The sequence below is a fragment of the Murimonas intestini genome (assembly GCF_024622195.1).
Lineage (GTDB): Bacteria > Bacillota > Clostridia > Lachnospirales > Lachnospiraceae > Murimonas > Murimonas intestini.
The window spans coordinates 1-18,082 of record NZ_JANKBI010000028.1 but is presented as its reverse complement, the minus strand read 5'-3'; the positions used below and the strand labels follow the sequence as shown (position 1 = coordinate 18,082).

General features: G+C 46.9%; 21 protein-coding genes and 1 other annotated feature. Of the genes, 20 read left to right on the top strand and 1 reads right to left on the bottom strand.

Annotated features, from left to right (window positions below; translation table 11 throughout):
• Positions 1 to 75 precede the first annotated feature (75 nt).
• From NSB28_RS24020 to NSB28_RS24010, 3 genes are read left to right on the top strand one after another with little or no spacing between them, the layout of a single operon-like run.
• On the top strand, positions 76 to 279 hold the full coding sequence (locus tag NSB28_RS24020) for a helix-turn-helix transcriptional regulator (protein WP_109627211.1): 204 nt from the start codon (positions 76 to 78) through the stop codon (positions 277 to 279).
• Entirely contained in the window at positions 276 to 764 is a 489-nt protein-coding gene (locus tag NSB28_RS24015) for a hypothetical protein (RefSeq protein ID WP_109627209.1), read from the top strand. The genes NSB28_RS24020 and NSB28_RS24015 overlap by 4 nt, the downstream gene beginning before the upstream one ends.
• Positions 765 to 792: 28 nt before the next feature.
• Positions 793 to 1,611, top strand: a complete 819-nt coding sequence (locus NSB28_RS24010) for a sugar phosphate isomerase/epimerase family protein (RefSeq protein ID WP_109627207.1) — start codon at positions 793 to 795, stop codon at positions 1,609 to 1,611.
• Between the two features lie 149 nt (positions 1,612 to 1,760).
• On the opposite strand, the gene NSB28_RS24005 is transcribed toward NSB28_RS24010, so the two are convergent.
• The gene (locus tag NSB28_RS24005) at positions 1,761 to 3,398 is read right to left on the bottom strand and encodes an ABC-F family ATP-binding cassette domain-containing protein (protein ID WP_109627205.1); all 1,638 of its coding nucleotides are present in this window, start codon (positions 3,396 to 3,398) and stop codon (positions 1,761 to 1,763) included.
• A gap of 140 nt (positions 3,399 to 3,538) precedes the next feature.
• Positions 3,539 to 3,834, top strand: a binding site (T-box leader).
• 100 nt (positions 3,835 to 3,934) lie between these two features.
• Between NSB28_RS24005 and trpE the strand changes: the two genes are divergently transcribed.
• The 17 genes from trpE to NSB28_RS23920 all read left to right on the top strand — a co-directional run bounded on the left by trpE (position 3,935) and on the right by NSB28_RS23920 (position 17,533).
• Positions 3,935 to 5,344 carry an anthranilate synthase component I gene (gene trpE, locus NSB28_RS24000; RefSeq protein WP_109627201.1) on the top strand — a complete coding sequence of 470 codons (1,410 nt, stop codon included), beginning with the start codon at positions 3,935 to 3,937 and terminating at the stop codon, positions 5,342 to 5,344.
• Positions 5,341 to 5,910: an anthranilate synthase component II gene (locus NSB28_RS23995; protein ID WP_109627198.1), complete on the top strand. Its 570-nt coding sequence runs from the start codon at positions 5,341 to 5,343 to the stop codon at positions 5,908 to 5,910. The genes trpE and NSB28_RS23995 overlap by 4 nt, the downstream gene beginning before the upstream one ends.
• Before the next feature lie 18 nt (positions 5,911 to 5,928).
• On the top strand, positions 5,929 to 6,720 hold the full coding sequence (trpC, locus tag NSB28_RS23990; protein WP_109627196.1) for an indole-3-glycerol phosphate synthase TrpC: 792 nt from the start codon (positions 5,929 to 5,931) through the stop codon (positions 6,718 to 6,720).
• Positions 6,710 to 7,330: a phosphoribosylanthranilate isomerase gene (locus tag NSB28_RS23985; RefSeq protein WP_109627193.1), complete on the top strand. Its 621-nt coding sequence runs from the start codon at positions 6,710 to 6,712 to the stop codon at positions 7,328 to 7,330. The genes trpC and NSB28_RS23985 overlap by 11 nt, the downstream gene beginning before the upstream one ends.
• Complete coding sequence (gene trpB / locus NSB28_RS23980; RefSeq protein WP_109627190.1) at positions 7,323 to 8,504, top strand: tryptophan synthase subunit beta; 1,182 nt, start codon at positions 7,323 to 7,325, stop codon at positions 8,502 to 8,504. Before NSB28_RS23985 ends, trpB begins: the two co-directional genes overlap by 8 nt.
• Before the next feature lie 43 nt (positions 8,505 to 8,547).
• A complete protein-coding gene (gene trpA, locus NSB28_RS23975) occupies positions 8,548 to 9,345 on the top strand; it encodes a tryptophan synthase subunit alpha (RefSeq protein WP_109627188.1) in 798 nt (265 codons plus the stop codon).
• A gap of 245 nt (positions 9,346 to 9,590) precedes the next feature.
• The gene (locus NSB28_RS23970; RefSeq protein ID WP_109627186.1) at positions 9,591 to 10,400 is read left to right on the top strand and encodes a class II aldolase/adducin family protein; all 810 of its coding nucleotides are present in this window, start codon (positions 9,591 to 9,593) and stop codon (positions 10,398 to 10,400) included.
• A gap of 12 nt (positions 10,401 to 10,412) precedes the next feature.
• Positions 10,413 to 11,831: an aldehyde dehydrogenase family protein gene (locus tag NSB28_RS23965; protein WP_109627183.1), complete on the top strand. Its 1,419-nt coding sequence runs from the start codon at positions 10,413 to 10,415 to the stop codon at positions 11,829 to 11,831.
• 18 nt (positions 11,832 to 11,849) lie between these two features.
• Complete coding sequence (locus NSB28_RS23960; RefSeq protein ID WP_276538796.1) at positions 11,850 to 13,061, top strand: zinc-dependent alcohol dehydrogenase; 1,212 nt, start codon at positions 11,850 to 11,852, stop codon at positions 13,059 to 13,061.
• A gap of 13 nt (positions 13,062 to 13,074) precedes the next feature.
• Positions 13,075 to 13,380 (top strand): BMC domain-containing protein, encoded by a 306-nt coding sequence (locus NSB28_RS23955; protein ID WP_109627179.1) that lies wholly within the window; start codon positions 13,075 to 13,077, stop codon positions 13,378 to 13,380.
• An 83-nt stretch (positions 13,381 to 13,463) separates the two neighbouring features.
• The gene (locus tag NSB28_RS23950; protein ID WP_109627176.1) at positions 13,464 to 13,739 is read left to right on the top strand and encodes a BMC domain-containing protein; all 276 of its coding nucleotides are present in this window, start codon (positions 13,464 to 13,466) and stop codon (positions 13,737 to 13,739) included.
• Positions 13,740 to 13,772: 33 nt separating this feature from the next.
• Entirely contained in the window at positions 13,773 to 14,069 is a 297-nt protein-coding gene (locus NSB28_RS23945; protein ID WP_109627173.1) for a BMC domain-containing protein, read from the top strand.
• 127 nt (positions 14,070 to 14,196) lie between these two features.
• Entirely contained in the window at positions 14,197 to 14,472 is a 276-nt protein-coding gene (locus NSB28_RS23940; protein ID WP_109627172.1) for a BMC domain-containing protein, read from the top strand.
• Between the two features lie 110 nt (positions 14,473 to 14,582).
• Complete coding sequence (locus NSB28_RS23935) at positions 14,583 to 15,227, top strand: phosphate propanoyltransferase (RefSeq protein ID WP_109627169.1); 645 nt, start codon at positions 14,583 to 14,585, stop codon at positions 15,225 to 15,227.
• A 25-nt stretch (positions 15,228 to 15,252) separates the two neighbouring features.
• The gene (locus tag NSB28_RS23930) at positions 15,253 to 15,531 is read left to right on the top strand and encodes a EutN/CcmL family microcompartment protein (RefSeq protein WP_109627167.1); all 279 of its coding nucleotides are present in this window, start codon (positions 15,253 to 15,255) and stop codon (positions 15,529 to 15,531) included.
• A 15-nt stretch (positions 15,532 to 15,546) separates the two neighbouring features.
• Positions 15,547 to 16,875, top strand: a complete 1,329-nt coding sequence (locus NSB28_RS23925) for an SLBB domain-containing protein (RefSeq protein WP_109627165.1) — start codon at positions 15,547 to 15,549, stop codon at positions 16,873 to 16,875.
• A 103-nt stretch (positions 16,876 to 16,978) separates the two neighbouring features.
• Positions 16,979 to 17,533 (top strand): BMC domain-containing protein, encoded by a 555-nt coding sequence (locus NSB28_RS23920; protein WP_243134752.1) that lies wholly within the window; start codon positions 16,979 to 16,981, stop codon positions 17,531 to 17,533.
• The last annotated feature ends 549 nt before the right edge of the window (positions 17,534 to 18,082 follow it).

Here is an 18,082-nt window from a genome sequence, read left to right as displayed (position 1 = left end):
CTTACTTGACATTCTGCGGATCTGTGGTATACTCAAGATATGGAAAGCAAACTTTCCATAGAAGGAGGTGGCTGTGTGAAAAATCGATTGGAGGAAATCAGGAAACAGCGGGGGATCAACCAGGAAGAATTGGCTGCAGCCCTTGAGGTATCGAGACAGACGATCGGTTCACTGGAAAACGGAAGATATAACCCGTCAATCATACTTGCTTTTAAAATCGCACGTTTTTTCGGAACGACCATTGAGCAGATTTTTATTTATGAGGAGGAGACAAAATGAAAAGGTATACACCTACGTGCATCCCAAAATTCAGATCCTTACGGATGGGCGTGCTTCGCACGAAAAGGTATAAAAATTATCTTATTACTGCAGCCGGGCTGATTCTGATCATTGGCGGGCCAGCCTTATCTTACATCGAGTTTTTCCAGGAGTCGCTGAAGGGCCTGCCCTATGGCCTTATCGGTATTGGCTGCGGGATGTTCGGCTATGGATTCGGGGAGTTGTATACAAAGCGCGTATACAGGAAACATCCTGATATAGAGCATCAGAATGAAATAAACAAAAATGACGAGAGAAATATTACACTTGGAAATATCGCAAAAGCAAAGGCATTTAATATCATGACATATGTTTTCGGCGCAGTTATTCTGGCGTTTGGGTTTATGGGGATATCTCCAGAAATCGTGCTCACCCTGGTAGCGGTTTATCTGTTTGTGGAAATATATGCAGTATACAACAGGATCAGGCTGGAAAAAGAATTATGAAGATTAAGAAGAAAAAGGAGATCAGAGTATGAAAATTGGTGTACGGGCACATGATTATGGAAAAATGGAAATAGAAGATCTGGCGCGTGTCCTTCATGAAGAAGGATATGATGCGGCGCAGCTTGCGCTTCCGAAGGCATTTACGGGAATCGACAGCTATGAGGATATCACGCCTGCTCATCTGGAACGGATCAGACGGGCATTTGAATCCCAGAAAGTGGAGATTCCGGTGTTTGGCTGTTATATGGATCTGGGCAATCCCGACGATGAGATCCGTGCAAATGCACTCGCAACGTTAAAGAAGTGTCTGGCATACAGCAAAGAGGCAGGAGCGAATGTTGTCGGCACAGAGACTGCGTATCCGCATCTGGATGCCCAGCAGAAGAAAATCTGGTATCCGCATATGCTGGACAGTTTGCAGCGCGCGGTGGAAGAGGCGGCCAGGCTGGAGGTAAAGCTTGCGGTTGAGCCTGTATACTGGCATCCCCTTGAAAGCCTGGAGGTACTGATGGAGGTGCTGGAAAAAGTAAATGACGAAGCACATTTGCGTGTGATTTTCGATGCCTCTAATTTACTGGAATTTCCGGATACCACAGACCAGGAGAAGTACTGGAGCGGGTGGCTTTCGCATATGGGCAAATATATAGAGGCCATGCATATCAAAGATTTTGTATTTGGGGAAAACGGGGAATATCAGCCAACCCTGTTAGGTGAAGGCTGTATCCAATATGATGCAATAGCTAAATGGCTTCGTGAAAATGCGCCGGATATGTATCTGCTCCGCGAGGAAATGAATCCGCAGACAGCGCAGCATGACATCATGTTTATGAAAGAAGTTCTGTGTTAAGATTGTGGAAAGGTATACTGCCTGAATCCTGAAAAGGAGAAACTGTAAAATATCAGGGGAGCCAATGACTTGCACGAGTCATTGGCTCCCCTCTTTAAGTCTGCCTGTTTCCGGCAGCCTCCTTTTTATAGGAATATCCTGTCAGTACATTAATTATCTTCCAGAGAGGCATCTGCAGTATAGACCTGGCGCTTTCTGGCCATCTCGTCACTTGCAAGATACTCATCGTAGGAAGTGATCTTATCGATCAGGGCGCCGCCCGGCATGATCTCCATAATGCGGTTGGCTGTCGTCTGGACAAACTGGTGGTCATGGGAGGCGAACATCAGCACACCTGGGAATTTTATAAGCCCGTTGTTGAGGGCTGTGATTGATTCCATATCCAGATGGTTGGTCGGCTCATCCAGGATCAGTACGTTTGCCCCTGAAATCATCATCTTGGAAAGAAGGCAGCGCACTTTCTCACCTCCGGAGAGGACTTTGACCTTCTTCACTCCGTCTTCACCTGCGAAGAGCATACGTCCCAGGAAACCGCGGACATATGTCACATCCTTGATTTCAGAATACTGGGTGAGCCAGTCCACGATGATCAGGTCATTGTCGAATTCAGCAGTGCTGTCCTTGGGGAAGTAAGCCTGGGTGGTTGTGACTCCCCATTTATAAGTCCCTTCATCCGGCTCCATCTCACCTGTCAGGATCTTGAAGAGAGTAGTTTTTGCAAGTTCATTTCCGCCCACAAATGCCACCTTATCCTCATGGCCAAGGGTGAATGTGATGTTGTCCAGGATCTTCACACCGTCGATAGTCTTAGAAAGGCCTTCAACAGCCAGAACTTCATTTCCGATCTCGCGGTTTGGACGGAAATCAATGTAAGGATATTTTCTGCTGGAAGGACGGATCTCATCAAGCTGGATCTTCTCAAGGGCTTTCTTACGGGAAGTAGCCTGCTTTGATTTTGAAGCATTAGCGCTGAACCGGGAGATGAAGTCCTGCAGTTCTTTGATCTTTTCTTCCTTTTTCTTGTTGGCTTCCTTCATCTGTTTGATGAGGAGCTGGCTGGATTCATACCAGAAATCATAGTTTCCGGCATAGAGCTGGATCTTGCCGTAATCAATATCTGCTATGTGTGTACATACCTTATTCAGGAAGTAACGGTCATGTGATACTACGATAACAGTATTTTCAAAATTGATCAGGAACTCCTCCAGCCATTCAATGGCATCCATATCCAGGTGGTTGGTAGGCTCGTCCAAAAGAAGGATGTCGGGATTTCCGAAAAGCGCCTGTGCCAGAAGAACCTTCACCTTTTCGCTTCCGTTGAGCTCTGACATCATGGAATAGTGGATGGAAGTGTCGATCCCAAGGCCGTTGAGGAGCTGTGCTGCGTCAGATTCTGCCTCCCAGCCGTTCATCTCTGCAAATTCGCCTTCCAGTTCGCTGGCTCGGATACCGTCTTCATCTGTAAAGTCTTCTTTTGCATAGATAGCTTCTTTTTCCTTCATGATGTCATAAAGGCGCTGGTTTCCCATGATGACAGTGTCAAGTACTGGGAATGAATCATATTTGAAGTGGTCCTGCTGCAGGAAGGAAAGACGCTGTCCGGGAGTGATCACCACATCGCCGTTCGTAGTTTCCAGCTGCCCGGAAAGAATTTTCAGGAAAGTAGACTTGCCGGCACCATTGGCGCCGATAAGGCCATAACAGTTGCCCTCTGTAAACTTAATATTTACATCCTCGAACAACGCTTTTTTGCCGACCCGGAGGGTCACATTGTTTGCACTAATCATATCTCAACCTCATTTTCTTTGTTTCTTATCGGTAATTATCAGCATAGTCCCTTATATTGTAACCGAAAAATAAAAAAATGCAAGGAAAAAATTGCTTGACATCATAAAATTCCTATGCTAGAATTTATCCAATTAAATAGCTAAAGTCTAAGAACAAAAGGAGTACTGACGGAAGGTACATTACAGAGAGCCGGTCATGGTGGAAGCCGGCATGGAGAGCTGTCAGGAATGGATTTGGGAGATGCAAGGTGAAATTTCAGTAGCTGCAGCCGTGTCCTCACGTTACAGAGGGAAGATATCGAGAGCGGATGCTCTCCGTATTGGAAATGAGCCGGCTTTTATCACAGCGGGAACAGTTTCTGTGAACAGGTACTGTAACCGGAAGTGGATAAGAATCGGGAAAAAGGGTGGCACCACGTTTATATACGTCCCTGGTCAGAGAAGACCAGAGGCGTTTTTTTGTTCAGCTAATCAGCCAAACAAGTCCCTGGTCTGAAAGCAGATGTTAATAGTAAAGAGAAAACAGGAGGAACACTATGAAACGAATACTCAGAGCTTATAAGAAGACTGTCAGCATTGTAAATGAGACCGCAGTGGGACTGTATGAAGGGCTGGCGCAGGGAAAAAAGGGCTTTCTGCTGGAGAGCTATGATAAAAATAATGGAAGATACACTTTTTTTGGCGCAGAACCACAGGAAATCATCACTTCCAAAGGAAACAGCCTTGTTATTAAAAAATCTGATGGGAGTGAAGAGGTGAGGGAAGGCAATCCCCTGTCCCTTCTGAAAGAATATTATGATTCGTTTGAAGTAAGAAAAGATGAAGGGGAGCTGGCGTTCACAGGAGGACTTGTAGGCTGCCTCGGCTATGATTTTATACGGTATACGGAAGATCTGCCGGACAATAATTTTGATGAGATAGGGATCGAGACAGTCCAGTTTATGCTGGCAAAGGAATATATTGTGATCGACCATGTGGCAGAAACGCTCACGGGAGTCTGTCTGGAGGAAGACAGCCAGGAAGGGCGTGTAAGCGGCCTTGCAAGGGCGGAGGAGCTGATCAGCACTGCCAGGGTGAATATGACAGATGGAAGCGGGAGCATGGAGCATGACGGCATAATTGTAAATAAATCAGACGGACCCTGCCAATATGGTGAAAAGGTGGAGCGGATCAAACACTATATCAGGGAAGGGCATATTTTCCAGACAGTGCTGTCCCAGCGGTGGACTCTTGAGACGAAAAGAAAAGGGATCGACCTGTATAAGGAGTTGAGAGTCTTAAATCCCTCACCATATCTTTATTATTTTAATTTCGGAGAATTTGAAGTTATCGGCAGCTCACCTGAGATGCTGGTCAAGAAGACAGATAATAAAATATATACATGCCCGATCGCTGGAACAAGGCCGAGAGGGGCAGATGCGAAAGAGGATGAGAGGCTGAAAGAAGAGCTTCTGGGAGACGAGAAGGAGAGGGCAGAGCACGTAATGCTGGTAGACCTTGCCAGAAATGACATGGGACGGATCTCAGAGTTTGGAACTGTCAAGGTGAGCCAGTTCATGGATGTACAGAATTATTCTCATGTGATGCATATCGTGTCGCTTGTGGAAGGCAGATGCAGGAAAGGAATAAAGCCGCTGGACCTGGCAGCGTCGTTTCTGCCTGCGGGGACTCTCAGCGGGGCGCCCAAGATCAGGGCAATGGAAATCATTGATGAGCTGGAGGATATGAGGAGAGGGCTGTACGGCGGGGCTACGGGATATATTGACTTCAACGGCAATATGGACCTGTGCATTACCATCCGCACTATGATAAAGAAGGGCGAACTTGTCTATCTGCAGGCTGGCGCCGGCATTGTGGCAGATTCAGTGCCTGAGAAGGAATATCAGGAGTGCTGCAATAAGGTGATGGCGCTTGCCAAGACACTGGAAAGGGAGGAGAAATTATGATATTATTAATTGACAACTACGATTCATTTACTTACAACCTCTATCAATACGCAGGCACTTTTAATGATGATATCAAAGTTGCCCGGAATGACATGATCACAATTGAAGAGATAGAAGAAATGGCGCCGGAAAAAATCATTCTCTCCCCCGGTCCTAAAAGCCCTAAGGAAGCGGGAATCTGTATGGAAGTGGTAAGGCGTTTTTACAGGGAATTGCCGATCCTGGGCATCTGCCTGGGACACCAGTGCATCGGTGAAGCCCTGGGCGGGAAAGTTTCCTACGCAAAGGAACTGTTCCATGGAAAGCAGTCAGAGATCTGTCACGATATGACGAGTGTGTTTACGGGAATAGACACACCTATAAAGGCAGCCAGATATCATTCCCTTGCTGTCCAGGCTGAGGGACTCCCGGAAGAACTTAAGATCCTGGCCAGGACAGAGGATGGAGAGATCATGGCCATGAGGCACAGAGATTACCCGGTGGTGGGTCTGCAGTTTCATCCGGAATCTATTTATACAGAGCATGGGAAGAGGATCATTGAAAATTTTGTGAATGGGATAATATAATATAGAAGGAGTACCTGTATGATATTAGATGAGATTGTGCAAGATAAAAGGAAGAGGCTGCCGGAACATAAAGCCCTTGTCAGCCCTCAGAGGATGAAAGAGGAAGCGCTGGCCTGCACCAGAAAGCCTGTAAGCTTCCGGGAGGCCATAAGAAAGCCGGGGCTTTCTATCATCGGAGAATTTAAAAAGGCCTCCCCCAGCATGGGCGTCATTGAGCAGAAGATAGAGCTCACCGACAGGATCGGCCAGTACAACGCTTCAGTGGACGCGGTATCTTGTTTAACGGAGGAGGATCATTTCCTTGGAAATGTGGATTATTTAAAGCAGATAAGGAGGATTTCCCCGCTGCCCATCCTGAGGAAGGATTTTGTGATAGATGAATATCAGATCTATGAGGCAAAGGTCATCGGGGCTGACGCGGTCCTGCTCATAGCGGCCATTCTGGATGACAGTCAGCTGAGGCGCTTCTATGACCTGGCGCATACGCTGGGGCTGGATGTGCTTACGGAGGTGCACGATGAGTGTGAAATGGAGAGGGCGCTGAAACTGGATGTGGATATTATAGGAATCAACAACAGGAATCTGAAGGATTTTACTATCTCCCTGGAGACGACAGGAAGGCTTTCCAAGATGGTGCCGGAGGGCAGGCTTCTTGTTTCTGAAAGCGGAGTGGGTGAGGATGGGGACATTCTTTATCTGAAGGAATGCCATGTTGATGCCCTGCTGATCGGGAGGGCGTTTATGGAATCGGTAAATCCCGGGAACCTGGCCACAAGGTGGAAGGAGATATATTTGGGACATGAAGGATGAAAGTTTGGTAAAAGTTAAAATATGCGGTCTGACCAGCACAAAGGAAGCTTCCCTGCTCTATAAAAGCGGGGCGGACTATACAGGCCTTGTTTTGTTTTATGAGAAGAGCAGACGCAATAATACTGTGGCGAATGCCTGGCAGATACTGAGGTATGTACCCCGCGAGATACAGAGGGTAGCGGTCACAGTATCGCCTACTTTGGAGCAGTTAAAGCTGATTGAACAGATGGATTTCCATATCCTGCAGGTACACGGAGAACTGCGTGAGGAGGTGGCCAAAGCCGCAGGGCTGCCAATATGGAGGGCTTATAACATTTCAGGAGGCGAAATTCCTGCGCCTGGTGCATATGATGAAAAAATCACGGGCTATGTGCTTGACGGAGCAGTTCCGGGTGCCGGCAGAAGCTTTGACTGGAGCGCGCTGGCTGACTTTGACAGACGCGGCAAAAAACTCATCCTCGCAGGCGGTCTGAAGGCGGATAACGTATGCCAGGCCATAGAGGCGCTTCACCCTGATGTGGTGGATGTGAGCAGCGGGGTTGAAACAGATGGCGGAAAAGACGCTGCAAAGATAAAAGAATTTGTGAGGAAGGTAAAACAATATGGATAAGTATTATGGAAAATTCGGCGGTCAGTATGTATCTGAATCGCTTATGAATACACTTGATGAACTGGAAAAAGCATTTGATGAGGCAATGGCTGATCCCTCATTTATTGAAGAATACAATTATTATCTGAAGGAATATGTAGGGCGTGAGACACCGCTGTATTTTGCACAGAGGCTGAGCAGAAAGTACGGCACTAAAATATATCTGAAGAGGGAGGATCTGAACCATACAGGCGCCCACAAGATAAATAATGTGATCGGACAGATCCTGCTGGCAAAGAGGATGGGAAAGAAAAAAGTGATTGCTGAGACAGGGGCCGGTCAGCATGGCGTCGCAACGGCTACAGGAGCGGCACTCTTTGATATGGAGTGTACAGTATACATGGGCGAGGAGGATATCAAACGCCAGGCCCTCAATGTGATGCGCATGGAGATGCTGGGGGCAAAGGTGGTCAGTGTGAGATCAGGCAGCAATACCTTAAAGGATGCCACAAATGAAGCCATCCGCACCTGGGCAAAGACGGCGGAGGATACTTTCTATATTATTGGTTCGGCTGTGGGCCCGTACCCTTATCCTAAAATGGTAAAAGAATTCCAGAGGGTGATCAGCAGGGAATCTAAGAGGCAGATACTTGAAAAAGAAGGACGCCTGCCTGATGTGGTGATGGCATGTGTGGGCGGAGGCTCTAATTCCATCGGCATGTTCGCTGATTTTATAGATGACAGGGGTGTTGAACTGATCGGGGTGGAGGCTGCCGGACTGGGGATAGAGACAGGAAAGCATGCCAGCGCCATGGCGCTGGGACAGCCGGGGACTCTCCACGGCATGCGTTCCTACCTGCTGCAGGATGATGACGGGAACGTCCAGCTGGCCCACTCCATATCCGCAGGTCTGGATTATCCGGGAGTAGGTCCTGAGCATGCTTATCTGAAGGATTCCGGCAGGGCCAAATACGTATCCATCACAGATGCGGAGGCTATGGATGCACTGATGGAGCTGTGCAGGCTGGAAGGGATCATCCCGGCAATTGAGAGCGCCCATGCTCTTGCATATGCGTTCAAAAAGGCAGGCAGTATGAAGGAAGATGATATCATGATAGTCTGCCTGTCCGGCAGAGGAGATAAGGATGTGAACACCATCGCGGATTATCTGGCAGGCAGGGGTTATCTGAATTAAGGAGAATATGTTGGCGCAAAACAAAAGCAGGAGGAGAAATGTCATGAACAGAATCGAAAATGCGATGGCTGCCCTTAAGGAAAAGGGTGAAAAAGCTTTTATTACATATATGACGGCAGGTCTTCCGGATATGGAGAAGACAAAGGAGATCATAAAGGTGCAGGAGGAGGCAGGGACAGACGTTATTGAACTGGGCGTCCCGTTCTCAGATCCGGCGGCGGACGGGCCTGTCATCCAGGATGCTTCATACCGTTCTATACAGCTGGGGACGAATATACATAAAATATTTAAGGCGGTGGAGGAAGTGAGAAATGAGGGATGTGAGATCCCCATCGTGTTTATGCTCTATTACAATACGATACTTCACTACGGAGTGGATGCGTTTGTGAAAAAATGCACCCAGGCCGGAGTGGACGGAATGATCATCCCGGACCTGCCTTTTGAAGAGCAGGGAGAAATAAAGGAAGCTCTGCGAAATACGCCTGACGCGCCGGTCCTGGTGCAGCTTGTATCGCCGGTGTCAAAGAAAAGAGTGCCCATGATACTGGAAGACGCCAGAGGGTTTGTTTATTGTGTTTCATCCATGGGTGTCACTGGACAGGCGGCTGATTTCCACAAGAATGTAATCAGCTACCTGGAAGAGGTGAAAGCAGTTTCAAAGATCCCTGTGATGATGGGCTTTGGCATCAGGACTGCTTCTGATGTGGAGCCTATGAAGGACATCATCGACGGGGCTATCGTAGGGTCACATTTCATCAGGCTCATGGAAGAGAGCGGCTATGATGCGGAAGCTGTGAAGGAGTACTGCGGTTCGTTTAAAAGTGAACTGAATCAGAAATAAAACCCGGTTCCGGTCCGGGCTTCCCGGTATGGAATACGGTAAATTTGGTATTGGTTGGAATTATGTGGCTTTCCGGTACGGAATGGCCGCGATCCGTCTAAAATGCGCTAAAGCCTTGAGTTTTCAAGGCTTTTCTGCGTTATAAAAATCTTGAGAAATATGTTGATTTTTAAGATGAATCGTGGTAGAATAAATTAAACCAAAAATAAAACAACACAAACAAACATGTAAGGAGGATATTTTTCATGGCTAACGAGTATGAAATCAAAAAATTGATGTGTGACATTGGTAAAAGAATCTACGACAGAAACATGGTAGCTGCTAACGACGGAAACCTTTCTGTTAAGCTGAATGACAACGAATTCCTTTGCACACCAACCGGTGTATCAAAAGGATTTATGACACCAGAATATATCTGTAAAGTAGATGCAAAGGGAAATGTGATCCAGGCTAACGGAAACTTCAGACCTTCATCTGAGATCAAGATGCACATGAGAGTTTATGAAAAGAGACCTGATGTCGGAGCAGTTGTACATGCTCATCCTACATTTGCAACAAGCTTTGCAATCGCAGGGATCCCTCTGACACAGCCGATCATGCCGGAAGCTGTTATCGCGCTTGGATGCGTTCCTATCGCTGAGTACGGCACACCTTCTACAGTTGAGATCCCGGACGCAGTTGAAAAATACCTTCCGTATTATGATGCAGTTCTTCTTGAGAATCACGGAGCGCTTACATGGAGCACAGACCTTCTGGCAGCTTACCTGAAGATGGAATCTGTTGAATTTTATGCAGAGCTGTTATACAAATCAAAAATGCTTGGCGGACCGAAGGAATTCGATAAAGAGCAGATCGCTAAGCTGTACGAGATCAGAAGAAAAATGGGACTTCCGGGAAAACATCCGGCAAATATCTGCGCAGAGCTGAACGGACCTTGCAAAGGATGTCATTCTACAGACGGACAGTGCAGCTGCGGAAGCAAAGATGCTGACAAACCAGATGTTGAAGCTATTGTAGCAGAAGTTACAAGAAAAATCCTTTCCCAGATGAAATAAGGAGGCACCATAATGGCTATTAACGAACAAGATATTCAAGACATTGTTCGGAGCGTCCTCAAAAACATGGTTACAGCCTCAGATACTTCTAAACCTGCCGGAACAGACAAAAAGCTCCTGGGCGTATTCGATGATATTGAAGATGCCATAGCGGCAGCGAAGGCAGCTCAAAAGGAAATCCAGCCAATGCCGCTTGAATTCCGTGAGAAGATCATCTCCAACATCCGCAGGAAGACTCTTGAAAACGCAAAATTATTTGCGGAACTGGGAGTGGAAGAAACCGGAATGGGCAATGTGGGACACAAGATCCTGAAACACCAGCTGGTGGCTGAGAAGACACCTGGCACAGAAGATCTTTCAACTATTGCCTGGTCAGGAGACAGAGGACTTACACTTGTTGAGCAGGGACCGTGGGGAGTGATCGGGGCCGTATGCCCGTCTACAAATCCCACAGAGACAGTCATCTGCAACAGTATCGGTATGATCGCAGCTGGAAATACAGTTGTATTTATGCCGCATCCGTCAGCCAAGAATGTTTCAAATCTGGCCATTGATATGGTGAACAGAGCCAGTGTGGAATCAGGCGGACCGGAAAACATCGCTGTTGCGGTGAAAGAACCGACAATGGAAGTAAGCAATATTGTGTTTAAACATAAAGATGTCAGCTTATTAGTGGCAACCGGAGGCCCGGGAGTAGTTACCAGCGTGCTTTCCTCAGGGAAGAGGGCGATGGGAGCGGGTGCAGGAAATCCGCCTGTACTGGTTGACGAGACAGCCAATATTCCAAAGGCTGCCGAGGACATCATCAACGGATGTACATTTGACAACAACCTGCCCTGCATAGCGGAGAAGGAAGTTGTAGCTGTGGATATGATAGCGGACGAGCTTATCTATCATATGGAGCAGGTTGGCTGCTACCATGCCAGCGAAGAAGAAGTGCAGAAGCTGATCCAGACAGTTTTCATTGAAAAGAATGGAAAGAGGACTCTGAACAGGAAATGTGTTGGCCGCAGCGCCAAGGTCCTTCTGGAGAAAATAGGCGTAGCTGTGGGCGATGAGATCCGCTGCATCATCTTTGAAGGTGAGAAGACAAACCCGCTTATCTGGGAAGAGCTGATGATGCCTATCCTTGGTATTGTGAGGGTGAAGAATGTAGATGAAGGAATCGCAGTTGCAGTCGAACTGGAACATGGGAACAGGCATTCCGCTCATATGCACTCTACAAATGTCAACAATCTGACAAAATTCGGAAAAGCAATCGACACGGCAATCTTTGTAAAGAATGCTCCGTCTTATGCAGCTCTGGGATTCGGCGGGGAAGGATATCCGACCTTTACGATCTGCAGCCGTACAGGTGAAGGCCTGACATCAACGAAGAACTTTACTAAGATCAGAAGATGTGTCATGGGCGATGCACTTTGCATCAGATAAGGAGTGATAGACGTGGAAATGAATATAGAAGCAATCGTTAAACAGGTGCTTGAAGAAATGCAGGGCAAGACACCGTCAGCTGCTCCGTCAGCACCGGCTGCATCAGCAGCTCCGGCAGCAGGCAGTATCCCGAAAACTTCAAGGGTTGCAATGCTGACAGCATTAGAGCACTATGATATTAAAGAATATCCCATCCCGGAGATCGGTGATGATGACATTCTTGTAAAAGTTGAAGGATGTGGTGTCTGCGGTACAGACGCACATGAATTCAAGAGAGATCCGTTCGGACTTATCCCGGTTGTTCTTGGCCATGAAGGAACAGGCGAGATTGTCAAAATGGGTAAGAATGTTAAAAAGGACAGCGCAGGAAAAGCACTTGCACTTGGTGACAAGGTTGTAACCTGCATGATCTTTAAAGATGATCCTGAAATTACAATGTTTGATTTGAATAAGCAGAACGTTGGCGGCGCTGATGTATATGGTCTTCTTCCAGATGATGATATCCATCTGAACGGATGGTTTGCAGATTACCTGGTAATCCGCGGCGGATCCAGCGTATTCAACGTAAGTGACTTAGATCTTGACAGCAGAATCCTGATCGAGCCGTGTGCCGTTCTGATCCACGCTGTTGAAAGAGCTAAAACTACAGGCATCCTGAGATTCAACAGCAGAGTTGTTGTTCAGGGATGCGGACCGATCGGCCTTATCTGTATCGCTATTTTAAAGACAATGGGCGTACAGAATATCGTTGCAGTTGACGGAGAGCAGAAACGTCTTGACTTCGCAATGGAGCTGGGCGCCAGCGCTACAGTAAACTTTAAAGATTTCAAGGGCACCGAAGCACTTGCAGGCGGAGTAAAAGATGCATTTGGCGGACATCTGGCAGATTTTGCATTCCAGTGTACAGGTTCACCTGTGGCTCATGCAAATATCTACAAATTTATCCGCAACGGCGGAGGACTCTGCGAGTTAGGCTTCTTCATCAATGGCGGAGACGCTACGATCAACCCGCATTTCGATATCTGCTCCAAAGAAATCACCATCGTAGGCTCCTGGGTATACACTCTGAGAGATTATGCTACAACATTTGATTTCTTAAAGAGCGCCAAAGCAATAGGACTTCCGTTAAATAAACTGATTACACATAAATTCCCGTTAGATCAGATCAATGAAGCTCATCAGACAAACCTGGCTATGTCAGGACTGAAGATTGCTATCGTAAACGAATAAGGAGTGAGGACCCATGCAGGAAGCAGCAGGAATTTTAGAAGTGTTTGGATGTGTGGCGGCATTTGTGGCAGCAGATGCAGCGGCAAAAGCAGCAGACGTCCGGATTGAATCTATAGATAAGAACAAGCCTGCCAATGCCGATTCATTGCCGGTTCCGCTCATCACCTGCCTGAAGATCAGGGGCAGCGTGGCAGCAGTAGAAGCTGCTATGGATGCCGCCGCAGAGGCAGCTAAGGGAGTCACAGGTGTCATCACGAGACATATCATTGCGGCGCCCACAGAGGATACGGAGAAGATGCTCCGCATCAGTGCCATCTAAGCGATAATTATTTACAATGACGCCCGGATGGTGTAAAATTAAAAATAGTTGAAGGTAAGCGTATATTAAGGAGGATTATAAAAATGACACAGGAAGCTTTAGGAATGGTTGAAACAAGAGGTCTGGTTGCAGCAATCGAGGCATCTGATCAGATGGTAAAGGCAGCAGACGTTGAATTAGTAGGAACAGAAAAAATCGGATCAGGACTTGTAACTGTTATGGTTCGCGGAGATGTGGGAGCTGTTAAGGCAGCTACAGAAGTTGGCGGAAACGCTGCAAGCAGACTTGGCGAGCTGGTAGCTGTACATGTGATCCCGAGACCGCATTCAGATGTAGAAAAGATTTTACCGACCATCTAATTTTAGTGGCGGCTTAAAGCAAAGGGAACGCGTATGAAATCGATAGGATTAATTGAATTGCCTAATATTACAGATGCGATTCAGGCGCTGGACGTTATGATGAAAACAGCGGAAGTCAAATTTCTTACTTGGGAGAAGAAATTGGGCGGGAGGCTTGTCACGATTATTGTTCAGGGAGAAGTTTCTGCGGTGACGGAAGCTGTGGAGGCTGCTAAGAGAAATGCAGTCGGCAATATCGTGGCTTCAGCAGTAATTGCAAATCCGCATGAAGAAACAATGAAGCTTGTGGCAGTAAGTGCGAGAAAATACGCATTCCTGCAGGAAAAATAAGCGTTCATCGGTTATTGCATGTGGAAGCCTGTAATAGCAGACTTATAGTTACTGTGACTGAGTGGACAGTAACGGTTTGTATGGTAACGCAGTAGAACAGTCAGGAAATATGAAGGAGGAATTCATAATGGATCTTCAGGCATTAGGTATGATTGAAACCAGAGGTCTTATTGCCTCTATTGAAGCAGCTGACCAGATGTTAAAGGCTGCTAATGTAGTATTGATCGGAACAGAAAAAATTGGTTCCGGGCTTGTAAGTGTTATGGTCCGCGGCGATGTAGGAGCTGTTAAATCAGCTGTTGAAGCCGGAAGCGCAGCAGCAGGCAGGCTTGGAGAAGTGATTGCTGTACATGTAATCCCGAGACCGCATTCAGATGTGGAGAAAATTCTTCCGCAGCTGTAATCAGTGAGTGAGACATAGGGTGCCAGGCGCGCGTCTGCACGCCAGGCACCCTTTCTTCTGTGAAAAGCCCTGCGGGGCTTTTATAAGAGCGGGATGAGAGAGGGAAAATCATGCAGGAACAACAATTAGTAGATGCGATTGCGAAACTTGTGATTGAGCAATTGAAGAATGTGGATGTATATAATCCGGAAGACAAGATTCCGGTGGGGATTTCTGCAAGGCATGTACATTTGTGCAGGGAAGATCTGGAGACACTGTTCGGTAAAGGCTATCAGCTGAATAAGAAAAAAGATCTCATGGGAGGCCAGTTCGCAGCCCAGGAATGTGTCACCTTAATAGGCACAAAACTCCGCGCAATAGAAAATGTCAGAGTTCTGGGACCGGAAAGAAGCAAGTCTCAGGTGGAAATATCCAGGACAGACGCAATTAAGTTAGGACTTACCGCACCGGTACGCCTTTCAGGTGATCTGGCCGGTTCTGCACCGATTGCCCTTGTTGGGCCAAAAGGTGTCGTTTATTTAAAAGAGGGTTGTATCATTGCTAAAAGACATATCCATATGTCCCCGGCAGATGCAGCTAAGTTTGGCGTTGAAGACAAACAGGTTGTAAAAGTCAGGTTTGAAAGCGGAAGAGGAGGCATATTGGAAGATGTGCCGATTCGTGTGGATGATTCATTTACGCTTGAAATGCATATTGATACTGACGAGGCAAATGGTTTAGGTATCGGCAAGGACATGGGTATCCTGATTAAGTAGTCAGGACCCTGGAAAAGAGGAAGACATGATTATAGGCAAAGTTGTAGGAACAGTAATTTGTACAAGAAAGAACAGTGATCTTGTAGGAAGCAAATTTCTGATTATAGATCCCATGGAAAAGATGAAAGCGCCGGATAATGAGCGCCTGGTGGCCGTGGACAATGTAGGGGCAGGTATCGGTGATATCGTACTGGTAACTACAGGGAGCTCGGCAAGACTTGGATGTGGAGATCAAGAATCGCCGATAGATGCCTGTGTTGTAGGTATTGTAGATGACCCACAAAAAATAGTCATAGTAGAATAGGTTGGAGTGAACTCAATGAACTTAGTAGATATGAAAAAAGCTTTATTCGATGGCGGGATTGTAGGAGCGGGCGGCGCTGGCTTTCCAACTTACGCAAAGCTTTCAGACCAGGCGGAGACCGTGATCCTTAACTGTGCGGAATGTGAACCTTTGATCAAAGTTGACAGGCAGCTGATGACGGATCATGTAATCGAGGTTCTTTCCGGAATGCAGATGCTGGTTGAGGCAATGGGCGCTAAAGAAGGAATCATTGCCGTTAAAAAATCCTACACAGCCTCAATTGAAGCTATAAACAGCAATATTGGAAGCTATAAGAGTCTGCGTCTTCATATCTTACCGGATATCTATCCGGCGGGTGATGAAGTCGTATTGATTTATGAAACCACAAAGAAGATCGTTCCCCAGGGAAAGATACCTATTATGGTAGGCTGTGTGGTTGTCAATGTGGAGACAGTGCTCAATACATATAATAAAGTCACAAGTGATACAAATGTTGTATCTAAATTTGTGACTGTTGCAGGTCTTGTAAACCATCCGGTGACAGTTGAGGTCCCGGTGGGCATTACAGTGAAAGATCTGATCGATATGGCCGGAGGAGTTTCCACAGAAGAGCATGTCCTGCTTATGGGCGGACCGATGACAGGGCGTATCTGCTCCCAGAATGATATTGTAACAAAGACAACAAAGGCGCTTCTTGTTCTGCCTCCCACATGTCCGCCAATTGAAAAGAGACAGAGAACAATTAAGCATAATCTGAGAAATGCCATGTCAGTCTGCTCACAGTGCTCGATGTGTACAACGCTCTGTCCGAGAAATCTGCTTGGACAGTCCATCAAACCTCATGAGTTCATGAGAGCGATCGCAAATGGAATAACAGACAATGTGGAACCATATCTGAATTCCTTCTTCTGCTGTTCATGCGGACTCTGCGAGATGTATTCCTGCCATCAGGATCTGTCTCCGAGAAGACTGCTGGATGAGTACAAGGGACGGCTACGTGCAAAGGGTGTGAAGATACCTGATAAACAGGGCAAGGGTGTTGCCGACAGTATGCGTGAGGAACGCCGTGTACCGGAACATCGTCTTGTTAACAGGCTGGGCCTTCATTCTTTTGATATCCCGGCACCGATGTCAGGATGTCCAAAGGAGATTCAGGAAGTGAAGCTGATGCTCCGCCAGAATATCGGGGCGCCTTGTGTGCCGGCTGTTAAGGTGGGAGACACCGTGACAGTGGGACAGCAGGTGGCAGCTCCGCCCGAAGGTGCACTTGGAACCTGTTTACATGCAAGTATCGCCGGAAAAGTTACGGCAGTTACAGACAATTACATCAGTGTCCATGCATAATGGAACTGATCAGCCTGCACGTCAGGCTGTGTGGCCCAAAAACATTACTGTTCACTCCGTGACCAGTAATCTAAAAACCACATAAGAAAGTCATGAGATGGAGATGAAAACGATGAAGGCAATTGGAATGGTAGAATATAAGACTGTTTCCACAGGTATTAAGGCCGCTGACCTTATTGTGAAAACAGCAGAGGTTGAGCTGATTCAGGCTCAGACAGTCTGCCCCGGTAAGTTTATCATTTTATTTACCGGCGATTTAAGTGCGGTCAGAGTTTCCGTTGATGCTGCCAAGAGAGAGTATCCGGAAAGCATGATTGACAGTTTTGTGCTGGGCAACCCGCACGAATCTATTTTCAAAGCACTTACATGTACGGCAGAGATCGATGATGTACAGGCATTAGGTGTTGTAGAGACATTTACAGGCGCTTCTGCGATCGTGGCAGCAGATCACGCTGCAAAGACTGCACAGGTGGATATTTTTGAGATCCGTATCGCGCGTGGTATGTGCGGAAAATCATATCTGCTCCTGACAGGAACAGTAGCCGCTGTCTCAGAGGCTGTTGAATCGTCAGTCGCATTGATTAAAGAAGAAGGACTTGTCCTGGATTACGCTGTAATTCCTAGTCCGTCAAAAGAGTTTGTAAAGACTTTGATTTAATCCTTAATATATGTTTGTTGATTGAAGGGGGCGCTGCGGCGTCCCCTTTTTGTGTTGCGGGTTGAGGGGGGACAGAACCACGGATCTCTCCGCGGATCCCGCAGCCTAAGATTTTCATCTTCCTCACTATAGTCCTTCACAACGAACCCCACCGCTCCCCTTCCTGACGGCGCCAAGTTTATCGGCACAAAGCTGGCTGTTATAAGCAGACTTGGGTTGGGGCGGAAAACTACTATGTATACGAATGAGTTTAGTTGAAATAGAGTACCCTGTCTATTTTAAATATGCCAAATAACTGATTCCACCATGTTCCGGGAATCCAATAAGGTAGTGGTTTCACCCACACGCCACCACCCGCTGATTCACTGCCTACAATGCAAAGCGTCCTCCCCGCTTCTAATCATCTAAACAGCTATTTTCCTCAAAATCATTCATAACCCAAATTCTTTAAACAGCTTCTTCTGCCATTCTTTGTCACTTGCTGCTTTGACAATATCCGCAGTTCTGTTTTGAAGGGCGAGAAGTTTGTTTAACTGGTTTATTCGCGCT

What these genes read in the sequence shown, in the direction of transcription:
- NSB28_RS24015 (WP_109627209.1), top strand. Translation starts at nt 276, where the DNA reads ATGAAAAGGTATACACCTACGTGCATCCCAAAATTCAGATCCTTACGG.
- NSB28_RS24010 (WP_109627207.1), top strand. Translation starts at nt 793, where the DNA reads ATGAAAATTGGTGTACGGGCACATGATTATGGAAAAATGGAAATAGAA.
- NSB28_RS24005 (WP_109627205.1), bottom strand. Translation starts at nt 3,398, where the DNA reads ATGATTAGTGCAAACAATGTGACCCTCCGGGTCGGCAAAAAAGCGTTG.
- trpE (WP_109627201.1), top strand. Translation starts at nt 3,935, where the DNA reads ATGAAACGAATACTCAGAGCTTATAAGAAGACTGTCAGCATTGTAAAT.
- NSB28_RS23995 (WP_109627198.1), top strand. Translation starts at nt 5,341, where the DNA reads ATGATATTATTAATTGACAACTACGATTCATTTACTTACAACCTCTAT.
- trpC (WP_109627196.1), top strand. Translation starts at nt 5,929, where the DNA reads ATGATATTAGATGAGATTGTGCAAGATAAAAGGAAGAGGCTGCCGGAA.
- NSB28_RS23985 (WP_109627193.1), top strand. Translation starts at nt 6,710, where the DNA reads ATGAAGGATGAAAGTTTGGTAAAAGTTAAAATATGCGGTCTGACCAGC.
- trpB (WP_109627190.1), top strand. Translation starts at nt 7,323, where the DNA reads ATGGATAAGTATTATGGAAAATTCGGCGGTCAGTATGTATCTGAATCG.
- trpA (WP_109627188.1), top strand. Translation starts at nt 8,548, where the DNA reads ATGAACAGAATCGAAAATGCGATGGCTGCCCTTAAGGAAAAGGGTGAA.
- NSB28_RS23970 (WP_109627186.1), top strand. Translation starts at nt 9,591, where the DNA reads ATGGCTAACGAGTATGAAATCAAAAAATTGATGTGTGACATTGGTAAA.
- NSB28_RS23965 (WP_109627183.1), top strand. Translation starts at nt 10,413, where the DNA reads ATGGCTATTAACGAACAAGATATTCAAGACATTGTTCGGAGCGTCCTC.
- NSB28_RS23960 (WP_276538796.1), top strand. Translation starts at nt 11,850, where the DNA reads ATGAATATAGAAGCAATCGTTAAACAGGTGCTTGAAGAAATGCAGGGC.
- NSB28_RS23955 (WP_109627179.1), top strand. Translation starts at nt 13,075, where the DNA reads ATGCAGGAAGCAGCAGGAATTTTAGAAGTGTTTGGATGTGTGGCGGCA.
- NSB28_RS23950 (WP_109627176.1), top strand. Translation starts at nt 13,464, where the DNA reads ATGACACAGGAAGCTTTAGGAATGGTTGAAACAAGAGGTCTGGTTGCA.
- NSB28_RS23945 (WP_109627173.1), top strand. Translation starts at nt 13,773, where the DNA reads ATGAAATCGATAGGATTAATTGAATTGCCTAATATTACAGATGCGATT.
- NSB28_RS23940 (WP_109627172.1), top strand. Translation starts at nt 14,197, where the DNA reads ATGGATCTTCAGGCATTAGGTATGATTGAAACCAGAGGTCTTATTGCC.
- NSB28_RS23935 (WP_109627169.1), top strand. Translation starts at nt 14,583, where the DNA reads ATGCAGGAACAACAATTAGTAGATGCGATTGCGAAACTTGTGATTGAG.
- NSB28_RS23930 (WP_109627167.1), top strand. Translation starts at nt 15,253, where the DNA reads ATGATTATAGGCAAAGTTGTAGGAACAGTAATTTGTACAAGAAAGAAC.
- NSB28_RS23925 (WP_109627165.1), top strand. Translation starts at nt 15,547, where the DNA reads ATGAACTTAGTAGATATGAAAAAAGCTTTATTCGATGGCGGGATTGTA.
- NSB28_RS23920 (WP_243134752.1), top strand. Translation starts at nt 16,979, where the DNA reads ATGAAAACGATGAAGGCAATTGGAATGGTAGAATATAAGACTGTTTCC.